Raw genomic sequence first — 23,905 nt, 5'->3', positions numbered from 1 at the left:
ATTAAAGTGCTTGTATAATGACGAATTTTGTTGAAGAGTTAAGGTGGCGTGGCATGCTGCATGATATTATGCCGAATACCGAGGAAAAGTTAAACGAAGGCATGACCGCTGGTTATATCGGATTTGACCCCACGGCAGATTCGTTGCATGTTGGGCATTTGACACAAATCATGACATTGATTCACTTCCAAAATGCCGGGCATAAACCATTTGCTTTAGTAGGTGGTGCTACAGGTATGGTTGGAGATCCTTCCGGAAAATCTGATGAGCGCAATTTGCAAACCCCCGAAATGATTGAGCATAATTTAAAAGGAATGAAAAAGCAATTGGCTAAATTTCTAAAGTTTGAAGAGGGCGGTAACGGGGCTGTAATGGTGAACAATGCAGATTGGTTTAGAGATATGAACCTGTTTACATTTATCAGAGATGTAGGAAAACATATTACCGTGAACTATATGATGGCGAAAGATAGCGTTAAACGTCGATTGGAAGGCGATTCAGGTTTATCTTTCACCGAATTTTGCTACCAATTGATTCAGGGCTATGATTTTTACCATTTATGGAAAAATGAAAATTGCTTAGTGCAAATGGGTGGTTCAGACCAGTGGGGGAATATTGTTACGGGTACTGAACTTATTAGAAGAAAGGATGCCGGAACTGCTTATGCCATTACCACGCAACTAATTAAAAAAGCAGACGGTACTAAATTTGGCAAAACGGAAAGCGGTGCAGTTTGGTTAGATCCAGAGAAAACTTCGCCATACAAGTTTTACCAGTTTTGGCTAAACGCATCAGATGATGATGTTAAAAAGTGGATAAGAATCTTCACACTAAAAAACAAGGAACAAATTGAAAGCCTGGAAGCTGAACATGATGCGGCACCTCACTTGCGAATCCTGCAAAAAGCACTTGCAGAAGATATCACCATTAAAACACATTCTGTAGAGGCTTTAGAAACAGCCATTAAAACGTCTGAATTCTTATTTGGAAATGGTTCGCTTGAATTCTTAAGAACACTTTCATCTACCCAAGTATTGGAAATGTTCGAAGGGATTCCCCAGTTTAACATTTTAAAATCTGAATTGGCACACGGGATTGATCTTGCTACACTCCTGGTAGAAAAGGCAGCAGTTTTTCCATCAAAAGGAGATTTTAAGAAACTTGTTCAAGGTGGCGGAGTAGCCCTAAACAAAGACAAAATAGCCGATGCCAATCAGGTTATCAATAATGAAAAGCTAATCAACGATAAGTTTATTGTCGTTCAAAAAGGGAAAAAGAATTACTTCCTGCTTATTGCAGAATAGATAGATACAAAATGCCCGATGAGAAATCGGGCATTTTTGCTTAATATCAACTTCGTTGCTTAAACGTGGATGTTAACCAAAATCTAGCTTAGATGCTTTGAAAGGTTGCCTAAGCAAACACATATTTTTTATTGTACCAGCAGGTTACAACCCCTGATATCTGCATGATCAAATCGGCCTAGAACCTCGAAACTTCCATCTGCTGCAATTCGTCCAAGATCTTGTGTGGCAATGAAGGCACAAGAATTAATATTCGCCAGGTCGATTACATTAATACCGCCTGTTCTGCCTTCGGGAATAAGGGTAAGCGGATCATTCGTGTCTCGTATTAAAACTTTCATCCAGTTAGGGCATTTAAAAACGCCATGTCCAAGTGAATAAGCTTGAGAAAGTAATTCAGTCATGCCATATTCGCTGTGGATGGTGGGTACGCCAAAACCTTTTGTTAGTTGCTCATGAAGTTCTTCACGCACCATTTCTTTCCTACGGCCTTTCATGCCACCAGTTTCCATTACCACTAGTTGCGGAAAATCGAGATCAAAAGTTTCAACGAAGTCCAATAAAGCATAGGTAACGCCAATCAAAACAGTTGGTTGTTTGGTGTCCCTTAGGTGAATCAGGCTTTCAAAAAGTTCATCATGATTCTCTAGAAAATACCCACTTTTTGGTTGCTGGCTTTTTTCAATGAGATCGTTAACCATGTAAATAAGTGAAGAGCCGGAACGTTGCTGGTAGGAGGGAAGCAGCGCCAAAAAATTGTAAGCAGATACTTTTCCATAGAAATCCTCGAAAGCCTGCAGATAACTTTTTTCGTAAAGTGATACATTGGTAACATAATGGTGGCTTTGAACAATTCCGGTAGTGCCAGAGCTACTAAAAGTTACCTCTACCATTTCATTATTGCTAAGCACTCGGTGCGTTTTGAAGAAACTGATAGGCAGGAAGGGGATATGTTCTAACTCGGTAACGGCATCAACATTGATTCTTAAATGAGAAATATATTCTCGGTATACGGTACAATGCCTGGCTTGATGGCGAAATACGGAAATTGCTTTGGCTTTAAATTCTTCCGAACTGTTCGTGGTAAATAGGTCTTGAGGTAATATATTCACTTTGCAAAAATACAAAGCTTAATGCTATTTCGCTTCAGTTTTTTTCGCCAACATGGCCATTCTAAATTGATAGCCACAATAGCCGGAAATACCGGCCACAAGTCCGCTTAAAATGCCGGTGATTAGCAATAGTGCCCACCATAAATTCACCTTGAACATCACGGCCACCCTGCCGGCTAAGAGGTTATCGTTTGGCAAACTTTTAAAAAGCGCATAGCCAATCCATAATAATAATATGGCGAAGAACGACTGCCAGAAAGCTATTTTTCCGGTTTTGCCAATAATGCCGCAAGTAGCAAATGAGATCACAATAATTACCCACCAAGGTGCAACCATTTGTAGTAAGAAACAGATAATTAGGATAACGATAAATACCATTTTAGCTATTTTGAAATTTTTAAACGAGTGATAATTTTTCCAGATTGATCATCGGGATTCTGCATGAAAAACAGGTCGTAGAGCTGACCATTCGCCCATGTGTCCAGCATATTGTCGTAAAACCTACTGCCAGGATTGCCCGATTGTCCCCCGGGATAAACACCATGGCCTTTAGGGGTTTTACCAAGTTCTACAACCATTCGCCAGGAAGGTCCATTCGTTTCACTTAAGGCATTTATTGTGCTTTTAGCGCCACCTATTTGTAGTACCTTCGATCCAAACCCTGGTATTTTTGCCAAATGTGGTACATTGCTTTGTTTTACATTGCTCCATCTCCAATCTTTATTAATAGGACCAAACCTGCGTTCCAGACTGTCGCAACTGTACTTAAACGATTCGTTAACTAAATCTGCTAAAGTTTCTTTTTTTGGTGTATTAACATTGTCGTACCATTGCGCCTTGGGTTCTGTTAAAATCATTTGAATGGTTCGGTCTCTGGAAGGGTAACGCATCGGAACGCCTTTGATAACAAATTCATCATTCCAGATATTGTAAGCCAGGCGTTTTGTCCAGATCTCAAAGACGCTTGCCGCAATTTCGTTGGCATCATATCGTTTATTCCATTTGCTTAGGTAGCTTAAGGCTTCTTTCTGCGTAGCGTTCAGTTGCTCGGAATTTAGCATCGGTAAAACCGCAGGCAATAAGTTTTGTGCCATAATGCTATAATTATCGGTTTGCATTAGCCTAATGCTGTCTAATGTTGCCATTGTCATCGCTCCCAAACGGTCATTAATTCTTTTTCCTCTTTCGTAAGGGGCAAATTCCCAATTGATATAATATGGATAAGAAGGATCAGTAGAAGACTGGTTCGCCGAACTTACAAAGCCTCTTTCAGGGTTTTTTACTGTTGGATTTTGGTCTGCAGGAATCCAGCCTTGCCAGTCGTTAACAGGTTCCGATCCGTCTAGAATAAATTTTCCCTGATCTTTCCATTTTAAGGGGAATTTGCCATTAGGGGTGATGGCGATATCATTATCTACACTTGCAAAAACAAAGTTTTGTGCTGGCGCAGTATAGAAGGTGAGGGCTTTTCTATAATCCTCATAATTTTTTCCCCGGTTGAGAAGATAAAAGGTCATTAATTCGTTCGATCGATCATGTGCAATCCACCTCAGTGCATCGCCTACAGGCACATTGTCTGCCTTACTATATTTTGGTTTCTGAAAATACACTACCGGACCATGGTGTGTATAAAAAACGGTATCTAATTCTTCTTTGCTTCCGCGAATTTTAATTGTTTCTACCCGTTTAACCGTATTGTTCCATTTATTGTTGTACCAATATTGGTTATGGCTATCATCTTTAAACTTAATCTGATAAAAATCCAATACGTCGGCCGCTACATTGGTAACTCCCCAGGCAATCTTCTGATTAAAACCTATTACTATACCGGGGGCGCCCGGCAATGAAACGCCATATGAATTGATGCCTGGCGCATGCAGTTGAATTTGATACCAAATAGAAGGTAAGGTAAGTTCCAAATGCGGGTCGTTGGCTAAAATGGGGTAGCCAGATTTTGTTTTGCTTCCCGATAATGCCCAATTATTGCTGCCAATTCCTTCTACTTTTTCTTTAGTTTTAACATTACCTGTAAGCGCCCTGGTAAAACTCTCGGGAGTTTTAGGGATAGGTAAAGGCTTAAAGTCCCAGCTTGTTCCTACCGGAATGATCGGATCCTCTTTGAAAGGGTAATCTGGAAAAAGGTTTTTTGTAACCTCTGGCCCGAATGTTTTAAGGATATTCGTCATGTAAAATTCGTCTGATCCCATGGCCAGAACAGCCGACATTTGTTTAAGCAATAGCGCACATTTAATTGGTGTCCACTCTTCTGGTTTGAAATCGAGAATTTTATATTCTAGGGGATAATTCGCTCTTGAAAGTGTTTTGATATAAGCATTTATGCCCTCGGTATAAGCCAAAATCATCTCCTTCGATTTTGGATCTTGCATCATGCCTTTCAAAGAATTTTCTGCCCCGTATACCATCCCCATTCTTCTTTGGTAGCGATCTACTTCAATTGCTTTTTCACCTACCACCTCACTTATTCTGCCAGCAGCAAAGCGGGTTTGAAAATCCATCTGCCATAGGCGATGCATTGCCGTAACATATCCCTGTGCGAGGTATAAATCATGGTCGTTCTGCGCAAACACGTGTGGGATCATTCTGTCATCGAACACAATTTCGATCTCGGCCTGTGCGCCTTTAATTTTCGTTTTATGGTTGAACATAAAATGATTATTCTCGGCGTTTTGCCAGAAGCCCCTAAACGGATTCAAGAATTTTAACACTGGCGGCGTATCACCAAATTTTGTATTAAAAATGAAAGCTAAGGCTACAGGAATGATGAGACAGAATAGCGCTTTTAATTTATTCATAATGGTTAGTTGGGAAATCACAAGGTACCTAACACGTACATTGTTGATTCTTAATCATTGCAAAATACGATAAACTCCATAGCATTCAAAATTATATATCGCTAAAAATTATTATGCTAACATAATTTGTTTAATTCAAAAAAAGCATTTAAGTTTATGTAACTAATAATACAAACAACCAAATACATTCAATTTATGAGCAGAATTTTTACACAGATCCTTTGTGTATTGTTTTTTGTGTGCGGATTCACTTTCGCGTCACATGCACAAAACGTTACGGTTAGTGGAACCGTGAAGGACCGGCAATCTAAAGAAGGACTTGCTGGCGTTAGCTTAACTATCAAGGGCCAATCTGGTGGTACGGCATCGGCCGCAAATGGTTCCTTCAGCTTCTCAACTTCGGCAAAATTGCCCTTTACATTGGTGGCATCGTATGTTGGTTATGGCTCAGTGGAACAACAGATCACAAATAGTACTTCAGGGATCAATATAGAAATGGAAACTGCAGTAGTTTTAGGTGGTGACGTTGTTGTTTCAGCTTCGCGTACGCCAGAGCGTATTCTCGAATCGCCGGTGTCTATCGAGCGCATGAGTGCCGCATCTATCCGCGAAATTGCAGCGCCTTCTTTTTACGATGCCCTTAACAATATGAAAGGTGTAGAAAGCAGCATGCAAAGTTTAACTTTTAAATCAATTAATACCAGGGGATTTAATTCAAATGGAAATACCCGTTTTAATCAATATATCGATGGAATGGACAACCAGGCACCTGGTTTAAATTTTTCTGTAGGTAATATCGTAGGAATTACTGAATTGGATGTAGATAATGTTGAACTTCTACCGGGAGCTTCTTCAGCTTTATACGGTGCGGGTGGTATCAACGGTACGTTGCTAATGACATCGAAAGATCCTTTTAAATACCAAGGTGCAAGCTTTCAGTATAAAACTGGAGTTAATCATGTAAATGATGATAATTCAGGTGTTCAGCCATTCAATCAGTTAGATGTGCGTGTTGCAAAATCCTGGAACAATAAATTTGGGGCAAAGGCTGCATTCTCTTTTCTGCAAGCCAAAGACTGGTTCGGGAATAACTATTCCAACTTCGATCGCGTATCAAGAATGGTGAAAGCAGGCGATCGAAATAGCGACACCAACTATGACGGCGTTAATGTGTATGGCGACGAGGTGAGTCAGAACATGAGAAACGTAGCACTAAATGTGCAAAATGCAACCATTGCTGGAATTAATGCAGGTTCTGGTGGTTTAATTCCTAACATCAAATCATTAATAGATAACGCTTTTGGTCCGGCAATTCCGAACGCAGCACAACAAGCTGGTTTCTTAGCTGGTTTGCCTGCAGCGCTACGTCCGGCAGTACAAAATTACTTTCCTTTTTATGTTGGCTTAAAAGCTAACCTTATTCCCGATCAAAACATCTCTAGAACAGGTTATAACGAAGAAAACCTGGTTGATTATGATACGAAGTCGCTAAAGGCATCTGGAGCTTTGTATTATAACTTTTCAAGCACCGTTCAGGCAGTTGCACAAGCAAACTGGGGTACAGGTACATCGGTTTATACCGGTTCCGACCGCTATTCGCTACGCAACTTCAATATTGGCCAGTATAAGCTTGAGTTAAAAGGCCAAGATTTTTATTTGAAAGCCTACACTACGCAAGAGCGTTCAGGCGATTCTTATATTTCATCTATTCTTGGTAGTTACATCAACGAGGTTTCTAAAGCATCTACCACATGGTTTCCACAATACATCGGGAATTACGTTGGTGCCAGAGCAGCGGGTCAGGGCGATGCAGCAGCCCATGCAATTGCTCGTAATGCCGCCAACCAAGGACGTTTCGAGCCTGGTACGCCGCAATTCGAAACTGCTAAAAATACCATCATGAATACTACCCTTAGCACTTCAGATGCATCAAAGGGTATTTATGGTGCTAAGTTCGACGACAAGTCCAATCTTTATCACTATGAAGGGATGTATAATTTTACAAATGCTTTCAACAATGTGATTGAGTTCCAGGTTGGTGCTTCGTACCGCTTGTACGACTTAAATTCTGGAGGTACAATTTTCAACGATTTAACGGAATCTATAGATATCGACGAATACGGTGCCTTTGCACAGGTAGGTAAGAAATTGTTTAACGATAAGTTAAAGCTTACGTTTGCAGGACGATATGACAAGAGTCAAAACTTTGAAGGACGTTTTACGCCTAGAATTACCGGAGTTTTTACCGTAGCGAAGAATAACAATATCAGAGCTTCTTACCAAACAGGTTATCGCAATCCTACTACCCAAAATCAATACATCGATTTATCTGTAGGTGGTGGTTCACAAAGACTTATAGGTGGATTACCGGAAATTATGTTCGGTAAATACAAACTTGATGCAAACAAAGCATTTACTGATGTGAGTTATAGAGCCTTTTTGGCATCAGTAGCTGCGGGTACTACTAACCCTGCATTGTTGCAGCAGTATACATTCGATGCCAAAGGTGTGCGCCCGGAAAGTGTTCAGTCTTACGAATTGGGTTATAGAGGACTAATCACACCGAAATTATTGATAGATGCCTACGGTTATTACAACATTTATAAGGATTTCATTACCGCTGTAGATGTGTATCAAAATGTGGGTACACAGGCCAGTCCAACTTTTGTTAAATTCGGTGTTCCCGTTAATGCAACCGGAGAAGTAACTTCTTACGGTGCTGCACTAGGTCTGGATTATTTAATAAACAAGTGGACAGTGAGTGGAAACGTATCCTATAACCAAATAGGCGATCTACCTGCAAATTACATCAACGATTTTAATACACCAAAGGTGCGTTTCAATCTTGGATTGGGCAACAGGGAAATTATTAAGAATTTTGGTTTCAACGTTTCTTATCGTTGGCAAGATAGATTCTTCTGGAATTCATCTTTCAGCTCTGGCGAAGTGCCTGCATACAGTTCACTTGATGCACAGGTTAGTTTAAAAATTCCATCAGTAAAATCTGTTCTAAAATTGGGGGGATCAAATGTGATGAACAAATACTATATCACATCATATGGCAATCCTGCTGCAGGAGCAATCTATTATCTGGCTTTCTCTTTCAATCCGTAGTTAAACATATACGCTCGGCATTACCCTCGGTACCTAAAGTATCGGGGTTTTTTTATGATTTAACCTTTCCCTTTTATAAAATATTTGTAATATAGTACTTTCTTAAGCACATCCCAGTTTAAGAGCTATCATAGATTTAATTTTTGAATAATAAAGGATGGAAGAAACAAACGACAAAGCTGACCAAATCGATGATTTGATTGAGAAGGAACAAGAAATACAGCATTTAAATAATCCAGTAGATATATCAGTAAAACCTATTGTAAAGCAATACTTAGGTTCTGTTGAAAAAGTAAAGAAAGAGGGTAATCGTTTTTATTTTTCAGACGGAGATGCCAAAGTTGAGGTGAGGGTGGTAAGTGATGATATTATTAGAGTCCGACTGGCGCCTCATGGCGTTTTTCTCGACGATTTTTCATATGCCGTACCCGAAGTTGATCAAAAGGTTTCAGTATTTAAGATGCAGGAGCATGAAGACCATTATACAGTGTCTACACATGCAGTTACCTGCAAAATAGAAAAGGCAAACTTTCATATATCGTTTTCTGATAACATCACAAATTTGGTGATGGTAGATGAGGCTAACTCTATGCACTGGGAGGAAAATGTTGATTTCGGTGGATACTACATATATGCTACCAAGAAGTGCAATCCGGAAGAAAATTTTTTCGGCTTAGGTGATAAATCTGGTAATTTCAACCTCCGCGGGCGACGTTTCGAAAACTGGAATACAGACGCCTATTCTTTCGGCTGGAACCAAGACCCGCTGTACAGGACCATTCCATTTTACATCGGCTTGCATAATCAGGTTGCTTATGGAATATTTTTCGACAATACTTTCAAATCGTATTTCGATTTTGGTGCTGAGGATGCGGGCAAAACAAGTTTTTGGGCTGATGGAGGCGAACTTCAATACTATTACATTCATGGTCCTCATATTATGGATGTAGTTAAGCGGTACGCAAGCTTAACTGGAACACATCCTATGCCTCCGAAATGGACGCTAGGATATCAGCAATGCCGTTGGAGCTATTATCCGGAAACAAAAGTTAAAGAAATTGCAAAACAATTTAGAGATCGGAAAATTCCATGCGATGCCATTTACCTGGATATCGATTATATGGATGGTTACCGATGCTTTACCTGGAATAAGAAGTATTTTCCCGATCCACGCCGGATGATTAAAGAACTTTCTGATGATGGTTTCAAAACCGTTGTGATGATTGACCCAGGAATTAAGGTTGATGATGATTATTGGGTTTTTAAAGAAGGAAAAGATAATAAATACTTCTGCAGGCGCAGTGACGATTACTTTATGGAAGGACACGTTTGGCCCGGCCGGTGCCAGTTTCCAGATTTTACCAACCCAAAAGTAAGGAAATGGTGGGGTAAATTGTATGAGGAACTGGTGGATATGGGTGTAGCAGGTTTCTGGAATGATATGAATGAGCCTGCCGTTTTCGGCTCGGGAACGTTTCCAAACGATGTACGCCATAATTATGATGGCTATCGCGGTTCGCATCGTAAGGCGCACAACGTTTATGGAATGCAAATGGTACGCTCTACGTATGAAGGCCTCAAAAAATTAATGCGCAATAAGCGCCCGTTTACCATTACGCGTGCGGGTTATTCGGGTATGCAACGTTATGCAAGCGTGTGGACAGGCGACAACATCGCTACATGGGAACACCTCAAAATTGGTAACATCCAGTGTCAACGTTTATCGGTATCTGGAGTGCCTTTTTGCGGTACCGATATTGGAGGCTTTAGCGGTGAGCCAGATGGCGAATTGTTTACCAGGTGGATCCAGTTAGGAACATTTTCTCCGTTTATGCGGGCACACTCTGCTGGCGATACCGCAGAACGTGAACCATGGAGTTTTGGTACTTTCTTCGAAGATATCAACCGTAAATTTATCGAACTTAGATACCGCTTACTCCCTTATTTATATTCTGTTTTTTGGGAACACCACCGTTACGGCTTTCCGATTTTGAGGCCCTTAGTGATGCTCGAACAAGAAAACATCAGCAACAGTTTCCGTCAGGATGAATTTTGTTATGGTGATAAACTATTGATTTGTCCGGTTTTGGAACAAGGTGCGATCTCTAGAAAAGTATATCTTCCGAAAGGCTCATGGTATAATTTCTGGACTAATGAAGTACTCGAAGGTGGAGCCGAATACACCGTTGAAGCTAAAATAGATGCCATGCCAATATTCGTGAGGGCGGGTTCGGTAATTCCAGAGTATCCAGTAATGCAATATGTAGATGAAAAATCAATAACAGAAGTGGTGTTAAATATTTATCATAGTGATTATGAAGTCAACTCATATATGTATGAAGATCATGGCGATACCTTTGCGTTTGAACAGGATATCTATCTGGAAAAGAAGTTCACCGTAAAAGGCGACGGGCAAGCATTGAAAATTGTTCAGCGAATTGAAGGTTTATATACTCCAAATTATGAGTTCTACGCCTGCAATATTATGGGCGTAGGTTTTCAGGTTAAGAAAATTATTGTAGACAATAAAGAGATAACCGATTATTATACCGACGATAAAAATATATTACACTTTAAAAGCCTCAAAAACTTTTCAGAGATTCATATTTTAAGTCTCTAAATCTTTAAGCCCCAAATGTTGTTTAGCGTTTGGGGCTAAACATATCTAGCCAACACCAATATGTCAGCAAAAAAAGTTCCTGCGAAAAAACCAGTAGCAACAACTGTAGATAAGACTAAGCCAGTTTGGGTACACAGCTTATTTACCGATTACGATATCGATCTTTTCTTAGTAGGGAAACATTTTAGAATGTACGAGAAGATGGGTGCCCATTTGCTTAGCCTGGAAAAAACCAGCGGAACTTATTTCGCCGTTTGGGCGCCGAATGCAAGTGCTGTTGGTGTTTCCGGTAACTTTAATAACTGGGCGCATGGCACGCATAGTTTGTACAAAAGACTCGATAGGTCTGGTATTTGGGAGGGCTTTATCCCCGGTATAGCAAAAGGCGAGGTTTACAAATATGCCGTTAAAGGTTTCGATGGATCCGAACACTTGAAAGGCGATCCTTATGCCACTAAGTGGGAGCACCCACCGCAAACTGCTTCAGTAGTTTGGGATACCGATTATAGCTGGAAAGATAAGCGTTGGCTAGCTAAACGCACTAAGTTAAATGCACTGAATCAGCCAATTTCTGTTTACGAATTGCATTTGGGCTCTTGGGAGCGCGATCCAGACAATCCGGAGCGTGTACTAAATGCCAGAGAAGTAGCCAGTAGATTAGTACCTTATGTTAAAGAAATGGGTTTTACTCATGTAGAACTTATGCCTGTGATGGAGTTTCCTTACTTTCCAAGTTGGGGTTACCAGGTTACCGGTTATTTTGGGGCAAGCTCCAGGTATGGAAGTCCGCAGGATTTGATGTACCTGATAGAATCATTGCACAGCGCTGATATCGCAGTGATTTTAGATTGGGTTCCATCACATTTTCCAGGCGATCGACATGGACTTTACGAGTTCGATGGCACACACCTTTACGAACATGCTGACATGCGCAAGGGATTTCATCCCGACTGGAAATCTTACATTTTCAATTACGACCGTAAAGAGGTGCGCTCTTTTTTAATTAGCAACGCCTTGTTTTGGCTAGACAGATACCATGCAGATGGATTAAGAGTAGATGCCGTAGCCTCTATGCTCTATTTTAATTTTTCCAGAGCGGATGGCGATGCAGCAACCAATGAGTATGGTGGAGCCGAGAATCTGGGAGCCATACAGTTTTTGCAAGATCTAAATGTAGCGGTTTATGGTAATTTCGAAGGTGTACAAACCATTGCCGAAGAAAGCAGCACCTATCCTGGAGTTACACATCCGGTACATGAAGGTGGGCTTGGTTTTGGTATGAAATGGATGATGGGATGGATGAACGACACCTTGAAATATTTCAAAGTAGATACTCTGGGTAGAAAACACCATCACAATCAGTTAAGCTTTAGCATGACCTATGCTTTTACCGAAAATTTCATGCTTCCTTTCTCACATGATGAAGTGGTGCATGGAAAATCGCCGATGCTATATAAAATGCCTGGTGATGACTGGCAGAAATTTGCCAACCTCAGGGCCTTATATGGTTACATGTTCACCCATCCTGGAGCTAAGCTTTTGTTTATGGGTAATGAATTTGGCGCTACAAATGAATGGAATTTCACCCAATCGCTAGACTGGCATTTGCTCCAGTATCCCCCGCACAAGGGTATGCAGGAAACCGTTAAGGCATTAAATTTTTTATATCGGAAAGAGCCAGCGCTTTATCATTTCAATTTTAGCTATGAGGGCTTTGAATGGATCGATGCAGATAATGCAAATGAATCGGTTTTTGTTTTTATGCGAAAAGGCCCTAAAGCCAAAGATACTTTAGTGATTGCCATTAACTTAACACCTGTAGTAAGGGAACACTACCGCATTGGAGTACCATTTAAAACCAAATGGGAAGAAATTTTTAATACTGATGACATCTTATACTACGGAAGTGGTATAAATAATAAGGGAGGCGTGATTCCGAGTCAGCCAGGACATCATAACCAGATGTATGCGATAGACATTACTTTACCACCTTTAGCGGTAACCATCTTTAAAAGTAAGCGATAAATAAGAAAAGCCTTCCATTGCTGGGAGGCTTTCTTAAACTTTGGAGTGGAAGCATCCAAAGTGGCTTCAAAGATACAATATCAACTGGGTTTGACAACAAATATTTCGAATTAATATTTTAGGTTACTTTGCCTCATTTGCTATCTAATAAATGGACATTTTAAACTTGGTTTAATATCGATCCTGAATCTTTTTACCTTGTTTTCCTTTCCATTTCTGTAAAATAAAAGCGTCTTATAGCTCAGGATTTCCTCAGATTGGCTAATATTCCGATTAGTTGTTTATTTATTTGTCTTGCGTCGAACAATAAGCACTTCTTATTGTTAACCCTTAATAAGTACCAAAAGCATGCAGGCATCTATAACCTTTCCACGTTATCAAGAAATTGAACCATCTTTAAGGGTTGCATTAGCTGAAGAAGATAGTTTTTTCGCTCGGCTTAAGGCTAAGGATTGCGAGGCATTTAAAATTATTTATCAAGAGTACGCACCAGCGTTGTTCGGAAATATTTTAAGAAAAGTTGATAATAAAGATCAGGCTTGTGTTATTCTGGAGCAAACCTATATTGATGCATGGAATGCGGTTTCGAATTACGATGGAACTAAGCTCAGGATTTTCACCTGGTTAAATCAGCTCGCCAACAAACGAATGAAAACTGCTTCAACGCAGGGAATTGCATAACCTCTTCTTACATCTTCACCTTTCTTGTTTGATTTTACGCTGGCTTGATTAAATCTTGTGAAGGTGGCATATGTAAACCTAAATCCACAGTGGGTTCACGCTATTTTACGATTGGCTATCTTCTTCACGGTTTTTATAAGTTCTACCGCTACATTAATTTACACTATTTCCCGGAGATGCACACAATGGCGAACATATCGCATAAGTTGTTGGTATTGTTTATAGGCCTAACTATATTTGATTCAAGTTAGAATTAAATCACCGGGACGATTTAGATTAAAACTGAAAGCTTTCCTCCACAGGAAAGCTTTTTTTATGCATGGTCTACCGCTGCTGTTCAACAGCGCAGTATAAGGTTTAATGCAAATAGGAGCAAACCTTAAATCTATTTTATGTATGATGAAATGAGATTCAATTTGCCAACCAATTTCCGATCATGACGTTTACCTTGAAAATAAGACAGGAGATGCTCCATTCAGACGTATAAAATAACAGATAGCGACGATACCCCAGTAGATCTTGATGGAATGGAACAACGTAATACAATCAAAAATGCGGGAGAACCTAATGCGACTGGTGCCGAGGTGTTTGAAATGGTGGATGTGCTGATAAATCGGAGGAACAAGTTAAAGGTAGTGGAATGGCACTCGGGTAGTAAATCCACCTGATGTAATGGTACTGAATACGTAAAGAACTGGTAACTTTGATCAAATTAATATAAGATACTAAAGCGGGTTTGACTCAACGCATCGTCCGCTTTCTAGTAAATGTTTATGATGGTAAGTTTTTGCTGATAAACTCTTTTGAGTAATTTTTAATCAGCTCTCTTACTCTTTCGAACTCCTGTTGAACTTCAATATCCGTCCCTGTGGCTTTTGCAGGGTCAGGAAAATTTTCATGAAATCTTAATGCATTAGTTGGGAAGAACGGACAGTTCTCTTTTGCATTATCACATACAGTAATAACAAAGTCAAAACTTAGATTAGTATATTCATCGATATTATTAGATGTATGGTTGGATATGTCAATTCCATCGTTTTTCATCGTTTCAATCGCTTTAGGATTAACCCCATGTGTTTCAATTCCTGCACTGTAAACATCGGCTCTACCACCTGCAAATTGCTTTAAATAACCTTCTGCGATTTGACTTCTGCAACTGTTTCCCGTGCAGAGTACTAAAATTTTCTTTTTCATTTTTAATAATATTTTTGTTTTAGATATAGGCTTACCTTTACTAATAGTATCAATACTGGAACTTCTACCAGTGGACCGATAACACCTACAAAAGCTTGTGGAGAATGAATACCAAACACGGAAATTGCAACTGCAATAGCTAATTCGAAATTATTTCCAGTTGCTGTAAAAGCTATCGATGCATTTTTATCATAAGGGATGTTTTGATATTTACCGATTAAAAAACTGATTAAAAACATGATGATAAAGTATATGATTAGAGGCACGGCAACCTTTATTACATCCATAGGTAATTCTAAAATCTTGTTACCTTTTAAACTGAACATTAATACTATCGTAAATAATAATGCATATAAAGTAATTGGAGATATAGTAGGAATGAACTTTCTATTGTACCACTCCCTTCCTTTGAATTTTGTGAGGATATAGCGGCTTAGAAAGCCACCTAAAAAAGGAATTCCAAGATATAGCATTACACTTTCCGTTACGTCATGCATCGGAACTTCTACATCAAATTTTGCAAAACCTAACTTATCTGGTAAAACGTTTATAAACAACCAAACGAGAAAACTGTAAGATAGTACTTGAAAAATGCTATTTAACGCAACTAACAACGCCCCATATTCTCTATTCCCTTTAGCCAAGTCATTCCATACGATAACCATCGCAATACAGCGAGCAAGACCAATTAGAATTAGCCCTATCATATAGTTTGGTTCATTATGGAGAAATATTATTGCCAAGGCAAACATTAGTATTGGTCCGATAATCCAGTTCAATACTAATGAAATAGTTATTACTCTTTTATCTTTAAATGCTTTTGGTAGCAATGAATAATCTACTTTGGCGAGTGGTGGATACATCATTAAAATTAAACCTATTGCTAACGGGATATTGGTTGTACCGAAAGATAATGAGTTAGTTAAGTTGGTAATATTGGGAATTAGAAAACCCAAAGCTACGCCAGTGCCCATAGCTAAGAATATCCATAACGTTAAGTATCTATCCAGGAATTTTAATTTAGGCTGCATAATGTTTCTATTATTAACAGCATCCAGATTCTGGGGAACAGCATGAATTGCTATTGCTTGCTAAATTAATTATTGAGGTTTTTTGAGGGATTCCACAAGCTCCCTGTGCCAAACAAGCAGTAGTCTTATTTTTTAGGATGAACGTTTCGCCATTAAAGCCCAAATCATATTTACCAATTGTTTCATTCTGGTACTCTACTTCAATGTCGTTATCATCAATCCCTAATTTTTGTTCTGAAAGATTGATAATACTTAAAAGCTTGTTTGGTTTTAATCGATGTTCGTAGTCGTCTGCGTTCCATAGCTGAAAACTTACAACCGTTTCATCACGAACTACACCACCGCAATCAATAAACTTTTTAGTTATAGTACCAACTTCCGTTACGTGGAAATATTCTGGAACGAAAGAGCCGTTTTCCAACTGAAATTCTACATTTTCCAAGGTTGGCAGGATTTGTTTAACTTCTGATAATTTCATGCTTATTTGTTTATAGTTAAAATGCAATATTACGATATAGGTATTCAAAAAAAATGTCTAACAACATCTTTTTTCATTTACTGTTAAAACAATGTTCGAGAAGTAAGATTTAAGGATGCTGAAAACGTTTTCATCGATGCAATAGCAAATCGAATTTCCTTCAATGTTGCCCTTAATCAATCCGGCATTTTTTAGTTCTTTTAAATGCTGGGAAACCGTTGGTTGAGACAATGGAAGTTCATTAACTATATCTCCACAAATACAAGCATTTACCTCCAATAGATATTCTATTATTGCAACTCTGGCAGGATGACCCAGTGCTTTCATTATGGTAGCAATCTGGTTTTGCTTTTCTGTAAAGTGTTCTGTTTTCGATGCTCCCATTATAAGAATCTTTATATTGCAATATTACGATATAGGTTTTATTAATGCAAATTATTACGTGTTAAGTTTTCGTAAAAGCGAACGAGTGTGGCAAAATAACCATTCATTACCATATAAAAACATGTGTATAACCTCATTAAATTTATTGGATACAATGATTATTTTTGTCTAATAAGTATCGGAGTGAGATTACAGCGCTTAGATAGAATAAATACGATATCTTTTGGTAGAGCAGTATTCAATCATTTGGGTGTTAGTTTCGCTGGCGATGGCGGAGGCTTTGTCCAGACCTTATCACATAAACTCAGTCAGCTATTGGTTGAGATTACCGATAACAAAAAAAATCATAGTAATTAGAGTTCGATAAAGAACGTGTTATACAATGGATTGACCATTTGAAATTGCTAACGGATTATTATAAGGATGCATTCAGTATATACATGTTTTCAGTTCTCTGAGAAGAAACAATTTATTAGTCAATTGCAGACAAATATTGTGAAGACAACTGTCCAAGATCAATTATTGAAATTAGACTCAAAAAAATCAGATATTGGAACGGTGCAAAGTCCCAACGAAATTGCTGCGGAAGAAGCCTTAATCATGTATAAATTGAATAAAAGAGGTAAAAAATTAGAAGCCATTGAGAACCTTCTGAATGAAATCAATAGCTCTATAGTGTTTTTATCTGAATCTATTTGCAGCAAATTTCTTTACAAAAACCTTTTTAAATCCCAGTAGAGTGTATAAAAGAAAAGAGATACTCCATCCAGACGTATCTCTTTTTTCTAACCAAATATAAACCTGTTATGAGCCAGGCTTTGTCTTAAATCCTATATTAAAAAATCAAATTTCTAACAGGATGTTTTTTCTTTTTCATTCATAACAAACATCGTTCCGTTTATTACTCTACAAATATAGGAAAAAATTTGATAGTGTAAAAAATACACTAAGATTTTTTTGCATATTTTTTTTGTCATTTTTTAATTACAATCAGTTTTTTATCTATTTAACTGATTTAAAACCATGAAAGCCCAAATATACCACTAAAATGTGTTAAATAAATGTTAAATATTGGTGCTTTAAAGCAAAATGGACCATTAAAAGTTCGTGTTAATCAATTTTAGGATTTTAAATCTATTATTTATGGTAAATATCTTGCAATTATTTGTTATTAATTAATATTAGAGCAATTATTTCCATGTATCTTTCAAAATCACATTCATTCAAAAGCTTTTTTTGGTTTATGAAATGTTTTAAATCAAAAAGAGCGAGAATGCAACTGCATTTCGCTCTTTTTTCTTATAGAAAATCGTTAGTTTTCTGCTTAATTATTTTAAGCTTCCATAATATTCAACAAATTTCGCAAGTGCAGATGAATATCCCCACTCATTATCGTACCATGAAACAACTTTTACAAAGTTATCGTTCAAAGAAATACCCGCTTTTGCATCAAATATAGAAGCATGATCGTCGCCGATGAAGTCAGATGAGACCACTTCATCTTCAGTGTAAGCTAAAACGCCTTTCAATTCGCCTTCAGAAGCTGCTTTCATTGCTGCTTTAATTTCTTCGTAAGTAGCCGGTTTTTCCAAACGAGCAGTTAAATCTACTACGGAAACATCAGCAACAGGAACGCGGAAAGACATACCTGTTAATTTACCTTTTAATTCTGGAAGTACCATACCTACTGCTTTTGCCGCACCTGTAGATGATGGAATGATGTTAGAGAAACCACCACGGCCACCTCTCCAGTCTTTTGCAGATGGACCATCAACCGTTTTCTGCGTTGCAGTTACCGCGTGGATCGTACTCATTAAACCTTCAACAATACCAAAGTTATCATTTAATACTTTAGCAATTGGCGCAAGGCAATTGGTGGTGCATGAAGCATTAGATACGATTGTTTGGTCTGCTGTTAGTTTATCGTGGTTTACACCCATAACATAAGTTGGGATATCGCTATCTTTTGCCGGTGCAGAGAATACAACTTTTTTAGCACCAGCTGCAATGTGTTTTTCAGCATCAGCACGGGTTAAAAATAAACCAGTAGATTCAATTACCACTTCAACACCTACTGCATCCCATTTCAAATCTGCAGGGTTTCTTTCAGCTGTAACGCGAATAGTTTTGCCATTAACAACTAAATTACCATCTACCACTTCGATAGTGCCATCGAATTTACCGTGGGTGGTATCGTATTTTAACATATAAGCCATATAATCTGGCTCGATCAAATCGTTGATGGCTACAATATCCAATCCTCTTTTTAATGCGGCCCTGAAAACCAGGCGGCCGATACGGCCAAAGCCGTTTATTCCTATTTTGCTCATTGTTTTGTTAATTAGTGTAATGTTTTAATAAATTAAGTATAGGTTCTTTAATAATGGTTTCAATTTTAATGTTATGTCTTGCTGCAACAATCCTCAATTGCGTTTCAAGTTCGCTGGCAACTTTTCCAACAAAATGTACGGGTTCATCAGGATGTTGATTTGTCATCGGCAATACATATGTAATAAAGTATTCCTCCAATCCGTCATCAATCATCTTTGAAATATATGGATGTTGATTGTTTTGTGTGATAAAATCAAAGAAAGACGTTAAAAAAATATTTGCCTGAGGCTTTCTGTAAATTCGTTCTAAAATTTGAGGGCGGTCTATATTATAATTTCTTATAAACTTGTTTTCTAAATCTTCCGGTAGCTTTTTGCTTAGAAAATGCTTTAGCAATAATTTGCCGAAATAGTTAGAGGACCCCTCATCGCCAAGAATGTATCCTAAACCAAAGTTATTGTCAATTGGCTTTTTTCCATCGAAATAGGCGCAGTGAGACCCGCTTCCTAACATGCCAACAATACCTGGCTTATCGTAGCAAGCTGCTTTCGCTGCACCAAACAAATCATTATCTACAAATACTTTGCTATATCTGAAAAATGATGATAGTGTACTCGCCAATTCTTCTTTCCGGTCTGCGGATGATGCCCCGGCTGCAAAGAAATAAATTTTCTTGATATTCTCTGCATGATTAACCAGAACTATTTTCTTGTTCAGGATTTGCAGTATCGTTTTCGGATCTACAAATGTTGGATTAATACCTGTTGTGTTACAGTGCGCAACGATTTTACCATTTCGGGTGATCTTCCAAAATGCCGTCCTTGATCCACTATATACAACTGCTATCATATTATATCGATAAAACTTCAGTCATTTCCATCAAATCTGGCTCTAGTTTAAAACTATGGGCAGACAAAGCTTCTGTAATGGTGGTGAGTTTAATGGCATTACCGTGTAAGCCTACCATTTGCTCAGTTTCTCCGGCAATTAAAGCATTAACAGCAGCAAAACCCAATCTGCTACCTAAAATCCGGTCGAAGCTGCTCGGGCTGCCGCCGCGTTGCAAATGGCCTAATATTGTAACCTTAGTATCGTAATGATCAAATGTCTCCTTTACTTTCCTGGCAATGTCATAGGCGCCGCCTTGTTTGTGCCCTTCGGCAACAATAACAATGCTCGATGATTTTTTTGTTGCTGCACCAAGTGCCAGTTTGTTAATCAATTCGTTAACATCAGTTTCTTTTTCTGGTAACAGAACTGCCTCGGCTCCGCTTGCAATAGAACTTCTTAAAGCAATGCAACCGGAGTCTCTTCCCATTACTTCAATAAAAAACAGCCTGTCGTGGGCGTCTGCAGTATCTCTAATTTTATCAATCGCTTCTATAACAGTGTTGATGGCAGTATCGTAACCCAGCGTAAAGTCCGATCCGGCTAGATCATTATCAATGGTACCCGGAATACCAATTACCTTAACGCCAAAAGTTTCAGAGAAACGTTTAGCGCCAGTAAAAGTTCCATCACCACCAATTACGACCAAACCATCTATATCGTTCTTTTTGAGGTTTTTATAAGCGATCTGTTGCCCTTCATCCGTTTTAAATTCTAGGCACCGTGCAGTTTTTAATATGGTGCCACCCAAATGTAAAATATTGCTTACAGATCGGGCATCCATCGGTTTAATGTTGTCGGTAATCAATCCCTGGTAACCTTGCATTACGCCAAACATATTAATGCCATGGTAAATGCCGGTACGTACAACTGCTCTGATTGCTGCATTCATTCCTGGGGCATCGCCACCAGAAGTAAGTACAGCTATATTTTTGATATTTGGCTTCATCTATGATACGAATATAGTGTGTAATTTTTACACTAAGTAATTTTTTTTATTTTTTTTACTTAATATTGAAAGTCATACCTTTATCTGCTCAAAATAATTAAATTTTACCTTGGAACAAATTTTACCTCATTTAGATTCAGTATTCTCAATAGATTGCGTTTTATTTGGATTTGATGGTAAGGAACTAAAAATCTTACTGATCGAAAGGAATGAAGAACCATTTAAGGATTGGTGGGCACTGCCCGGCAATATTGTGGGCGCAGACGAAAGCCTGGATCAATCTGCCTCTCGAATTTTGTATGAGCTTACCGGTCTTCGTGGAATCTACATGGAGCAGTACTATGCCTTTGGCGATCCAAACCGACATCCACAAGGTAGGGTAATTACCTTAGCATATTATGCGCTTATTCGCTTGGGTGGCGATAAGGAGCTGCGTCCTATTAGCACTTACGCTAAAAGAGCAAACTGGTTACCCATTACCGATCTACCCAAACTTGCTTTCGATCACCAGAAAATTTATGATAAAGGGTTAGAAAAAATCAAAAGGCGAATTAAGCATCAGCCTATTGCTTTCGAACTACTCCCAGAAAAGTTTACATTAACCCAACTGCAGCATGTTTACGAGTTGGTTTTAGGAAAAAAGCTTGATAAGCGAAACTTCAGAAAAAAAATTGTAAGCTTCGGCGTTTTGAAAGAATTAGATGAAAAGCAAAAAGGTGTTTCTTATCGGGCAGCCACACTTTATCGTTTCGATAAACGAAAATACGCCAAGCTTTTTGGTAAAGAAATCTCATTCTAGCTGATATACCTTAAAATAGAAAACCCTTGATTTGCAACAATCAAGGGTTTTCTTATTTGGAAAAGGTATGGTTAACTATCCTTTTTTTGCTATTTCTAAGTGGTAATGCACCAAGTCGTCTATTGGCGAACGGATGATTTTACCAACCCCCATTTCATAACGATCAGCAACAATACTTAAGATGTCGCGGAAACTATAACCTACAGAGCCTACACAATTTAATTTGTGGTCTTTATAATTAGGGTAGTGGATTACCAATGCTTCGAAAAATGCAGTGAAAGCATAGTCGATGGTGCTAAAAGCGTAATCTTCGTAGCTGTCTTTAAAATCGTATAAAAATTTACTAAAACTTGCGCAGAAACGGTTTGGAAGAGGTTTGTTGTAGATATTGTCGAATATGTCTTCGTTAGTAAGGGCATAATTATCATAAAAGGCTTCACGCAATCCTTTAGGCATATAGCCTTTCATGTAATCACTCAAGATCCGTTTTCCAATGAAAGATCCACTGCCTTCATCGCCCAGAAAATAACCTAATGAGTCGATATTTAGGGTTATTTCTTTTCCGTCGTACAGGCATGAGTTGGTTCCTGTTCCTAAAATAGCGGCAAATCCTGGTTCGTCTCCAAGAAGCGCCCTGCAAGAGGCAAGTAAATCATGACCAACAAAGATCTCGGCTTGGGTAAATACCTGTTTCATGGCATCTGCCACAATTTTCACATTACCAGGGGTAGAACATCCAGCGCCATAATAATAAACAGCGGTTAATTTTTCTCTTTCCAAGTGGTCTGGAAGAGATTCATTTAAAGACTTTACAATATATTCTCCTTTCGAAAAATATGGATTGTAACCCTCGGTATTAAAGTAAATTTTTCTGCCGGCCTCGTTAATCAAGCACCAATTTGTTTTGGTAGATCCGCCGTCTGCAATTACTATCATTTTATTTATTTTTGGTTTTAGCACGATAAAAGTATAAAAACTCTTATATTTTGTATCTTTTTTTTTAATAATTTTTTAACAATTTGTTGTTACTGTAAACTAAGTGTGTAAAAAATACACTATATAGATGCTTTAATAGCCTTAAAACCTTAAAATTACAGATGCAAAAAGCAACAACTCTTTTTCTGTTTGTCAGAAATATTTTACAAATTTTATAGCATGAACAACAACTTTTTAGATTTTAGAAGCGATACCGTTACCAAGCCAACTGATGGAATGCTAGCTGCCATGATGGATGCTAAAATAGGTGATGATGTTTTCGGGGAAGATGAAACCGTTAACGAATTGGAGGAAAAACTCTGTAGAACCTTTAATATGGATGCCGGATTATTTTGTCCTTCGGGAACCATGACCAACCAGATTGCCATTAAGTGTTTCACCCAGCCCATGGATGAAGTGATCTGCGACCAAACTGCACATGTTTACCGCTACGAGATTGGGGGAATTGCTTACCATTCGGGTGCATCCGTGCGGTTATTACATGGCGATAGAGGGATTTTGACGCCAGAAATCATAGAACCAGAGATTAATGAAGATAATATCCACTATCCAAACTCAAGCCTGGTAGTTTTAGAAAACACTGTTAACAAAGGTGGCGGAAAGTGCTATACACTTTCTCAGATTGCGCCTATCCATCATTTATGCAATATTAAAAAGCTTAAACTACATTTAGATGGTGCCAGAATTTTCAATGCTTTAGTAGCCACTGGAGACCAGGCACAGGATTATGGAAAGTATTTTGATGGCATTTCAGTTTGTTTGTCTAAAGGACTGGGCGCTCCGGTAGGTTCGGTGCTTTTGGGAACTTCAGATATGATCAAAAAAGCCAGAAAAATCAGGAAAGCTTTTGGTGGGGGGATGCGACAAGCTGGTTTCCTGGCCGCGGCCGGAATCTATGCGCTCGATCATCATGTGAATCGTTTAAAAGATGATCATCTCCACGCAAAAGCAATAGCCGAAGCGCTGCTTCGCACAAACTATGTTCGTGGAGTAATGGCTGTTGAGACCAATATTGTGATATTTGAAGTAGCGACCGGGACAGCCGATAAAATCGTAAGTCAACTCAGAAATAGAGGATTGCTTTGCAACACCACTAGTGCCAGCACTGTGAGGTTAGTTACCCATTTAGGTTTAACGCCATCTATGATTGACCATGCAATCGAAATAATATTACATTTGTAAAAAG

19 protein-coding genes are annotated in these 23,905 nt (G+C 38.6%); 8 read left to right on the top strand and 11 right to left on the bottom strand.

Features of this window, described 5'->3' with window-relative positions; all coding sequences use genetic code 11:
* The first annotated feature begins 17 nt into the window (after positions 1 to 17).
* Entirely contained in the window at positions 18 to 1,304 is a 1,287-nt protein-coding gene (tyrS, locus tag OQ268_RS13595) for a tyrosine--tRNA ligase (RefSeq protein ID WP_265856781.1), read from the top strand.
* A 128-nt stretch (positions 1,305 to 1,432) separates the two neighbouring features.
* Here tyrS and OQ268_RS13590 read toward each other — a convergent pair whose 3' ends face one another.
* Genes OQ268_RS13590 through OQ268_RS13580 form a run of 3 tightly spaced genes read right to left on the bottom strand, consistent with a single transcriptional unit; the run spans position 1,433 to position 5,229 of the window.
* Positions 1,433 to 2,416 (bottom strand): LuxE/PaaK family acyltransferase, encoded by a 984-nt coding sequence (locus OQ268_RS13590; protein ID WP_322974011.1) that lies wholly within the window; start codon positions 2,414 to 2,416, stop codon positions 1,433 to 1,435.
* A gap of 24 nt (positions 2,417 to 2,440) precedes the next feature.
* Positions 2,441 to 2,794 (bottom strand): hypothetical protein, encoded by a 354-nt coding sequence (locus OQ268_RS13585; protein ID WP_265856779.1) that lies wholly within the window; start codon positions 2,792 to 2,794, stop codon positions 2,441 to 2,443.
* A gap of 5 nt (positions 2,795 to 2,799) precedes the next feature.
* The gene (locus OQ268_RS13580) at positions 2,800 to 5,229 is read right to left on the bottom strand and encodes a penicillin acylase family protein (RefSeq protein WP_265856777.1); all 2,430 of its coding nucleotides are present in this window, start codon (positions 5,227 to 5,229) and stop codon (positions 2,800 to 2,802) included.
* Between the two features lie 195 nt (positions 5,230 to 5,424).
* Here OQ268_RS13580 and OQ268_RS13575 point away from each other — a divergent pair, with 195 nt between their 5' ends.
* From OQ268_RS13575 to OQ268_RS13560, 4 genes are all read left to right on the top strand, one after another.
* Positions 5,425 to 8,343, top strand: a complete 2,919-nt coding sequence (locus OQ268_RS13575; RefSeq protein WP_265856775.1) for a TonB-dependent receptor — start codon at positions 5,425 to 5,427, stop codon at positions 8,341 to 8,343.
* A gap of 157 nt (positions 8,344 to 8,500) precedes the next feature.
* Positions 8,501 to 10,963 (top strand): glycoside hydrolase family 31 protein, encoded by a 2,463-nt coding sequence (locus OQ268_RS13570; protein WP_265856773.1) that lies wholly within the window; start codon positions 8,501 to 8,503, stop codon positions 10,961 to 10,963.
* Positions 10,964 to 11,023: 60 nt separating this feature from the next.
* Positions 11,024 to 12,988, top strand: coding sequence for a 1,4-alpha-glucan branching protein GlgB (gene glgB / locus OQ268_RS13565; RefSeq protein ID WP_265856771.1), 1,965 nt, complete (start codon positions 11,024 to 11,026; stop codon positions 12,986 to 12,988).
* A gap of 348 nt (positions 12,989 to 13,336) precedes the next feature.
* A complete protein-coding gene (locus OQ268_RS13560) occupies positions 13,337 to 13,669 on the top strand; it encodes a hypothetical protein (RefSeq protein ID WP_265856769.1) in 333 nt (110 codons plus the stop codon).
* A 771-nt stretch (positions 13,670 to 14,440) separates the two neighbouring features.
* On the opposite strand, the gene OQ268_RS13555 is transcribed toward OQ268_RS13560, so the two are convergent.
* From OQ268_RS13555 to OQ268_RS13540, 4 genes are read right to left on the bottom strand one after another with little or no spacing between them, the layout of a single operon-like run.
* Positions 14,441 to 14,863 (bottom strand): arsenate reductase ArsC, encoded by a 423-nt coding sequence (locus OQ268_RS13555; protein WP_265856767.1) that lies wholly within the window; start codon positions 14,861 to 14,863, stop codon positions 14,441 to 14,443.
* Between the two features lie 2 nt (positions 14,864 to 14,865).
* Positions 14,866 to 15,894, bottom strand: a complete 1,029-nt coding sequence (arsB, locus tag OQ268_RS13550) for an ACR3 family arsenite efflux transporter (RefSeq protein ID WP_265856766.1) — start codon at positions 15,892 to 15,894, stop codon at positions 14,866 to 14,868.
* A gap of 13 nt (positions 15,895 to 15,907) precedes the next feature.
* A complete protein-coding gene (locus tag OQ268_RS13545) occupies positions 15,908 to 16,372 on the bottom strand; it encodes a DUF6428 family protein (RefSeq protein ID WP_265856764.1) in 465 nt (154 codons plus the stop codon).
* 57 nt (positions 16,373 to 16,429) lie between these two features.
* Complete coding sequence (locus tag OQ268_RS13540; RefSeq protein WP_265856763.1) at positions 16,430 to 16,756, bottom strand: ArsR/SmtB family transcription factor; 327 nt, start codon at positions 16,754 to 16,756, stop codon at positions 16,430 to 16,432.
* A gap of 183 nt (positions 16,757 to 16,939) precedes the next feature.
* On the opposite strand from OQ268_RS13540, the gene OQ268_RS13535 reads away from it, so the two are divergent.
* Positions 16,940 to 17,113, top strand: coding sequence for a hypothetical protein (locus tag OQ268_RS13535; protein WP_265856762.1), 174 nt, complete (start codon positions 16,940 to 16,942; stop codon positions 17,111 to 17,113).
* A 971-nt stretch (positions 17,114 to 18,084) separates the two neighbouring features.
* On the opposite strand, the gene gap is transcribed toward OQ268_RS13535, so the two are convergent.
* From gap to pfkA, 3 genes are read right to left on the bottom strand one after another with little or no spacing between them, the layout of a single operon-like run.
* Positions 18,085 to 19,086 carry a type I glyceraldehyde-3-phosphate dehydrogenase gene (gene gap, locus OQ268_RS13530; RefSeq protein WP_265856761.1) on the bottom strand — a complete coding sequence of 334 codons (1,002 nt, stop codon included), beginning with the start codon at positions 19,084 to 19,086 and terminating at the stop codon, positions 18,085 to 18,087.
* Positions 19,087 to 19,093: 7 nt separating this feature from the next.
* Complete coding sequence (locus OQ268_RS13525) at positions 19,094 to 19,936, bottom strand: hypothetical protein (RefSeq protein ID WP_265856759.1); 843 nt, start codon at positions 19,934 to 19,936, stop codon at positions 19,094 to 19,096.
* A 1-nt stretch (position 19,937) separates the two neighbouring features.
* The gene (gene pfkA / locus OQ268_RS13520; RefSeq protein ID WP_265856757.1) at positions 19,938 to 20,924 is read right to left on the bottom strand and encodes a 6-phosphofructokinase; all 987 of its coding nucleotides are present in this window, start codon (positions 20,922 to 20,924) and stop codon (positions 19,938 to 19,940) included.
* A gap of 109 nt (positions 20,925 to 21,033) precedes the next feature.
* Here pfkA and OQ268_RS13515 point away from each other — a divergent pair, with 109 nt between their 5' ends.
* Positions 21,034 to 21,723: an NUDIX hydrolase gene (locus OQ268_RS13515; protein ID WP_056851726.1), complete on the top strand. Its 690-nt coding sequence runs from the start codon at positions 21,034 to 21,036 to the stop codon at positions 21,721 to 21,723.
* 75 nt (positions 21,724 to 21,798) lie between these two features.
* On the opposite strand, the gene OQ268_RS13510 is transcribed toward OQ268_RS13515, so the two are convergent.
* Positions 21,799 to 22,659, bottom strand: a complete 861-nt coding sequence (locus OQ268_RS13510) for an N-acetylglucosamine kinase (RefSeq protein WP_265856754.1) — start codon at positions 22,657 to 22,659, stop codon at positions 21,799 to 21,801.
* A gap of 219 nt (positions 22,660 to 22,878) precedes the next feature.
* Here OQ268_RS13510 and OQ268_RS13505 point away from each other — a divergent pair, with 219 nt between their 5' ends.
* The gene (locus OQ268_RS13505) at positions 22,879 to 23,901 is read left to right on the top strand and encodes a threonine aldolase family protein (protein ID WP_265856752.1); all 1,023 of its coding nucleotides are present in this window, start codon (positions 22,879 to 22,881) and stop codon (positions 23,899 to 23,901) included.
* The last annotated feature ends 4 nt before the right edge of the window (positions 23,902 to 23,905 follow it).

It is taken from the genome of Pedobacter sandarakinus (genome assembly GCF_026240095.1).
In the GTDB taxonomy this organism is placed as follows: domain Bacteria; phylum Bacteroidota; class Bacteroidia; order Sphingobacteriales; family Sphingobacteriaceae; genus Pedobacter; species Pedobacter sandarakinus.
The sequence above is the reverse complement of the archived record's forward strand: the minus strand, read 5'-3'. Positions and strand labels throughout refer to the sequence as shown.

What these genes read in the sequence shown, in the direction of transcription:
- tyrS (WP_265856781.1), top strand. Translation starts at nt 18, where the DNA reads ATGACGAATTTTGTTGAAGAGTTAAGGTGGCGTGGCATGCTGCATGAT.
- OQ268_RS13585 (WP_265856779.1), bottom strand. Translation starts at nt 2,794, where the DNA reads ATGGTATTTATCGTTATCCTAATTATCTGTTTCTTACTACAAATGGTT.
- OQ268_RS13580 (WP_265856777.1), bottom strand. Translation starts at nt 5,229, where the DNA reads ATGAATAAATTAAAAGCGCTATTCTGTCTCATCATTCCTGTAGCCTTA.
- OQ268_RS13575 (WP_265856775.1), top strand. Translation starts at nt 5,425, where the DNA reads ATGAGCAGAATTTTTACACAGATCCTTTGTGTATTGTTTTTTGTGTGC.
- OQ268_RS13570 (WP_265856773.1), top strand. Translation starts at nt 8,501, where the DNA reads ATGGAAGAAACAAACGACAAAGCTGACCAAATCGATGATTTGATTGAG.
- glgB (WP_265856771.1), top strand. Translation starts at nt 11,024, where the DNA reads ATGTCAGCAAAAAAAGTTCCTGCGAAAAAACCAGTAGCAACAACTGTA.
- OQ268_RS13560 (WP_265856769.1), top strand. Translation starts at nt 13,337, where the DNA reads ATGCAGGCATCTATAACCTTTCCACGTTATCAAGAAATTGAACCATCT.
- OQ268_RS13555 (WP_265856767.1), bottom strand. Translation starts at nt 14,863, where the DNA reads ATGAAAAAGAAAATTTTAGTACTCTGCACGGGAAACAGTTGCAGAAGT.
- arsB (WP_265856766.1), bottom strand. Translation starts at nt 15,894, where the DNA reads ATGCAGCCTAAATTAAAATTCCTGGATAGATACTTAACGTTATGGATA.
- OQ268_RS13545 (WP_265856764.1), bottom strand. Translation starts at nt 16,372, where the DNA reads ATGAAATTATCAGAAGTTAAACAAATCCTGCCAACCTTGGAAAATGTA.
- OQ268_RS13540 (WP_265856763.1), bottom strand. Translation starts at nt 16,756, where the DNA reads ATGGGAGCATCGAAAACAGAACACTTTACAGAAAAGCAAAACCAGATT.
- gap (WP_265856761.1), bottom strand. Translation starts at nt 19,086, where the DNA reads ATGAGCAAAATAGGAATAAACGGCTTTGGCCGTATCGGCCGCCTGGTT.
- OQ268_RS13525 (WP_265856759.1), bottom strand. Translation starts at nt 19,936, where the DNA reads ATGATAGCAGTTGTATATAGTGGATCAAGGACGGCATTTTGGAAGATC.
- pfkA (WP_265856757.1), bottom strand. Translation starts at nt 20,924, where the DNA reads ATGAAGCCAAATATCAAAAATATAGCTGTACTTACTTCTGGTGGCGAT.
- OQ268_RS13510 (WP_265856754.1), bottom strand. Translation starts at nt 22,659, where the DNA reads ATGATAGTAATTGCAGACGGCGGATCTACCAAAACAAATTGGTGCTTG.
- OQ268_RS13505 (WP_265856752.1), top strand. Translation starts at nt 22,879, where the DNA reads ATGAACAACAACTTTTTAGATTTTAGAAGCGATACCGTTACCAAGCCA.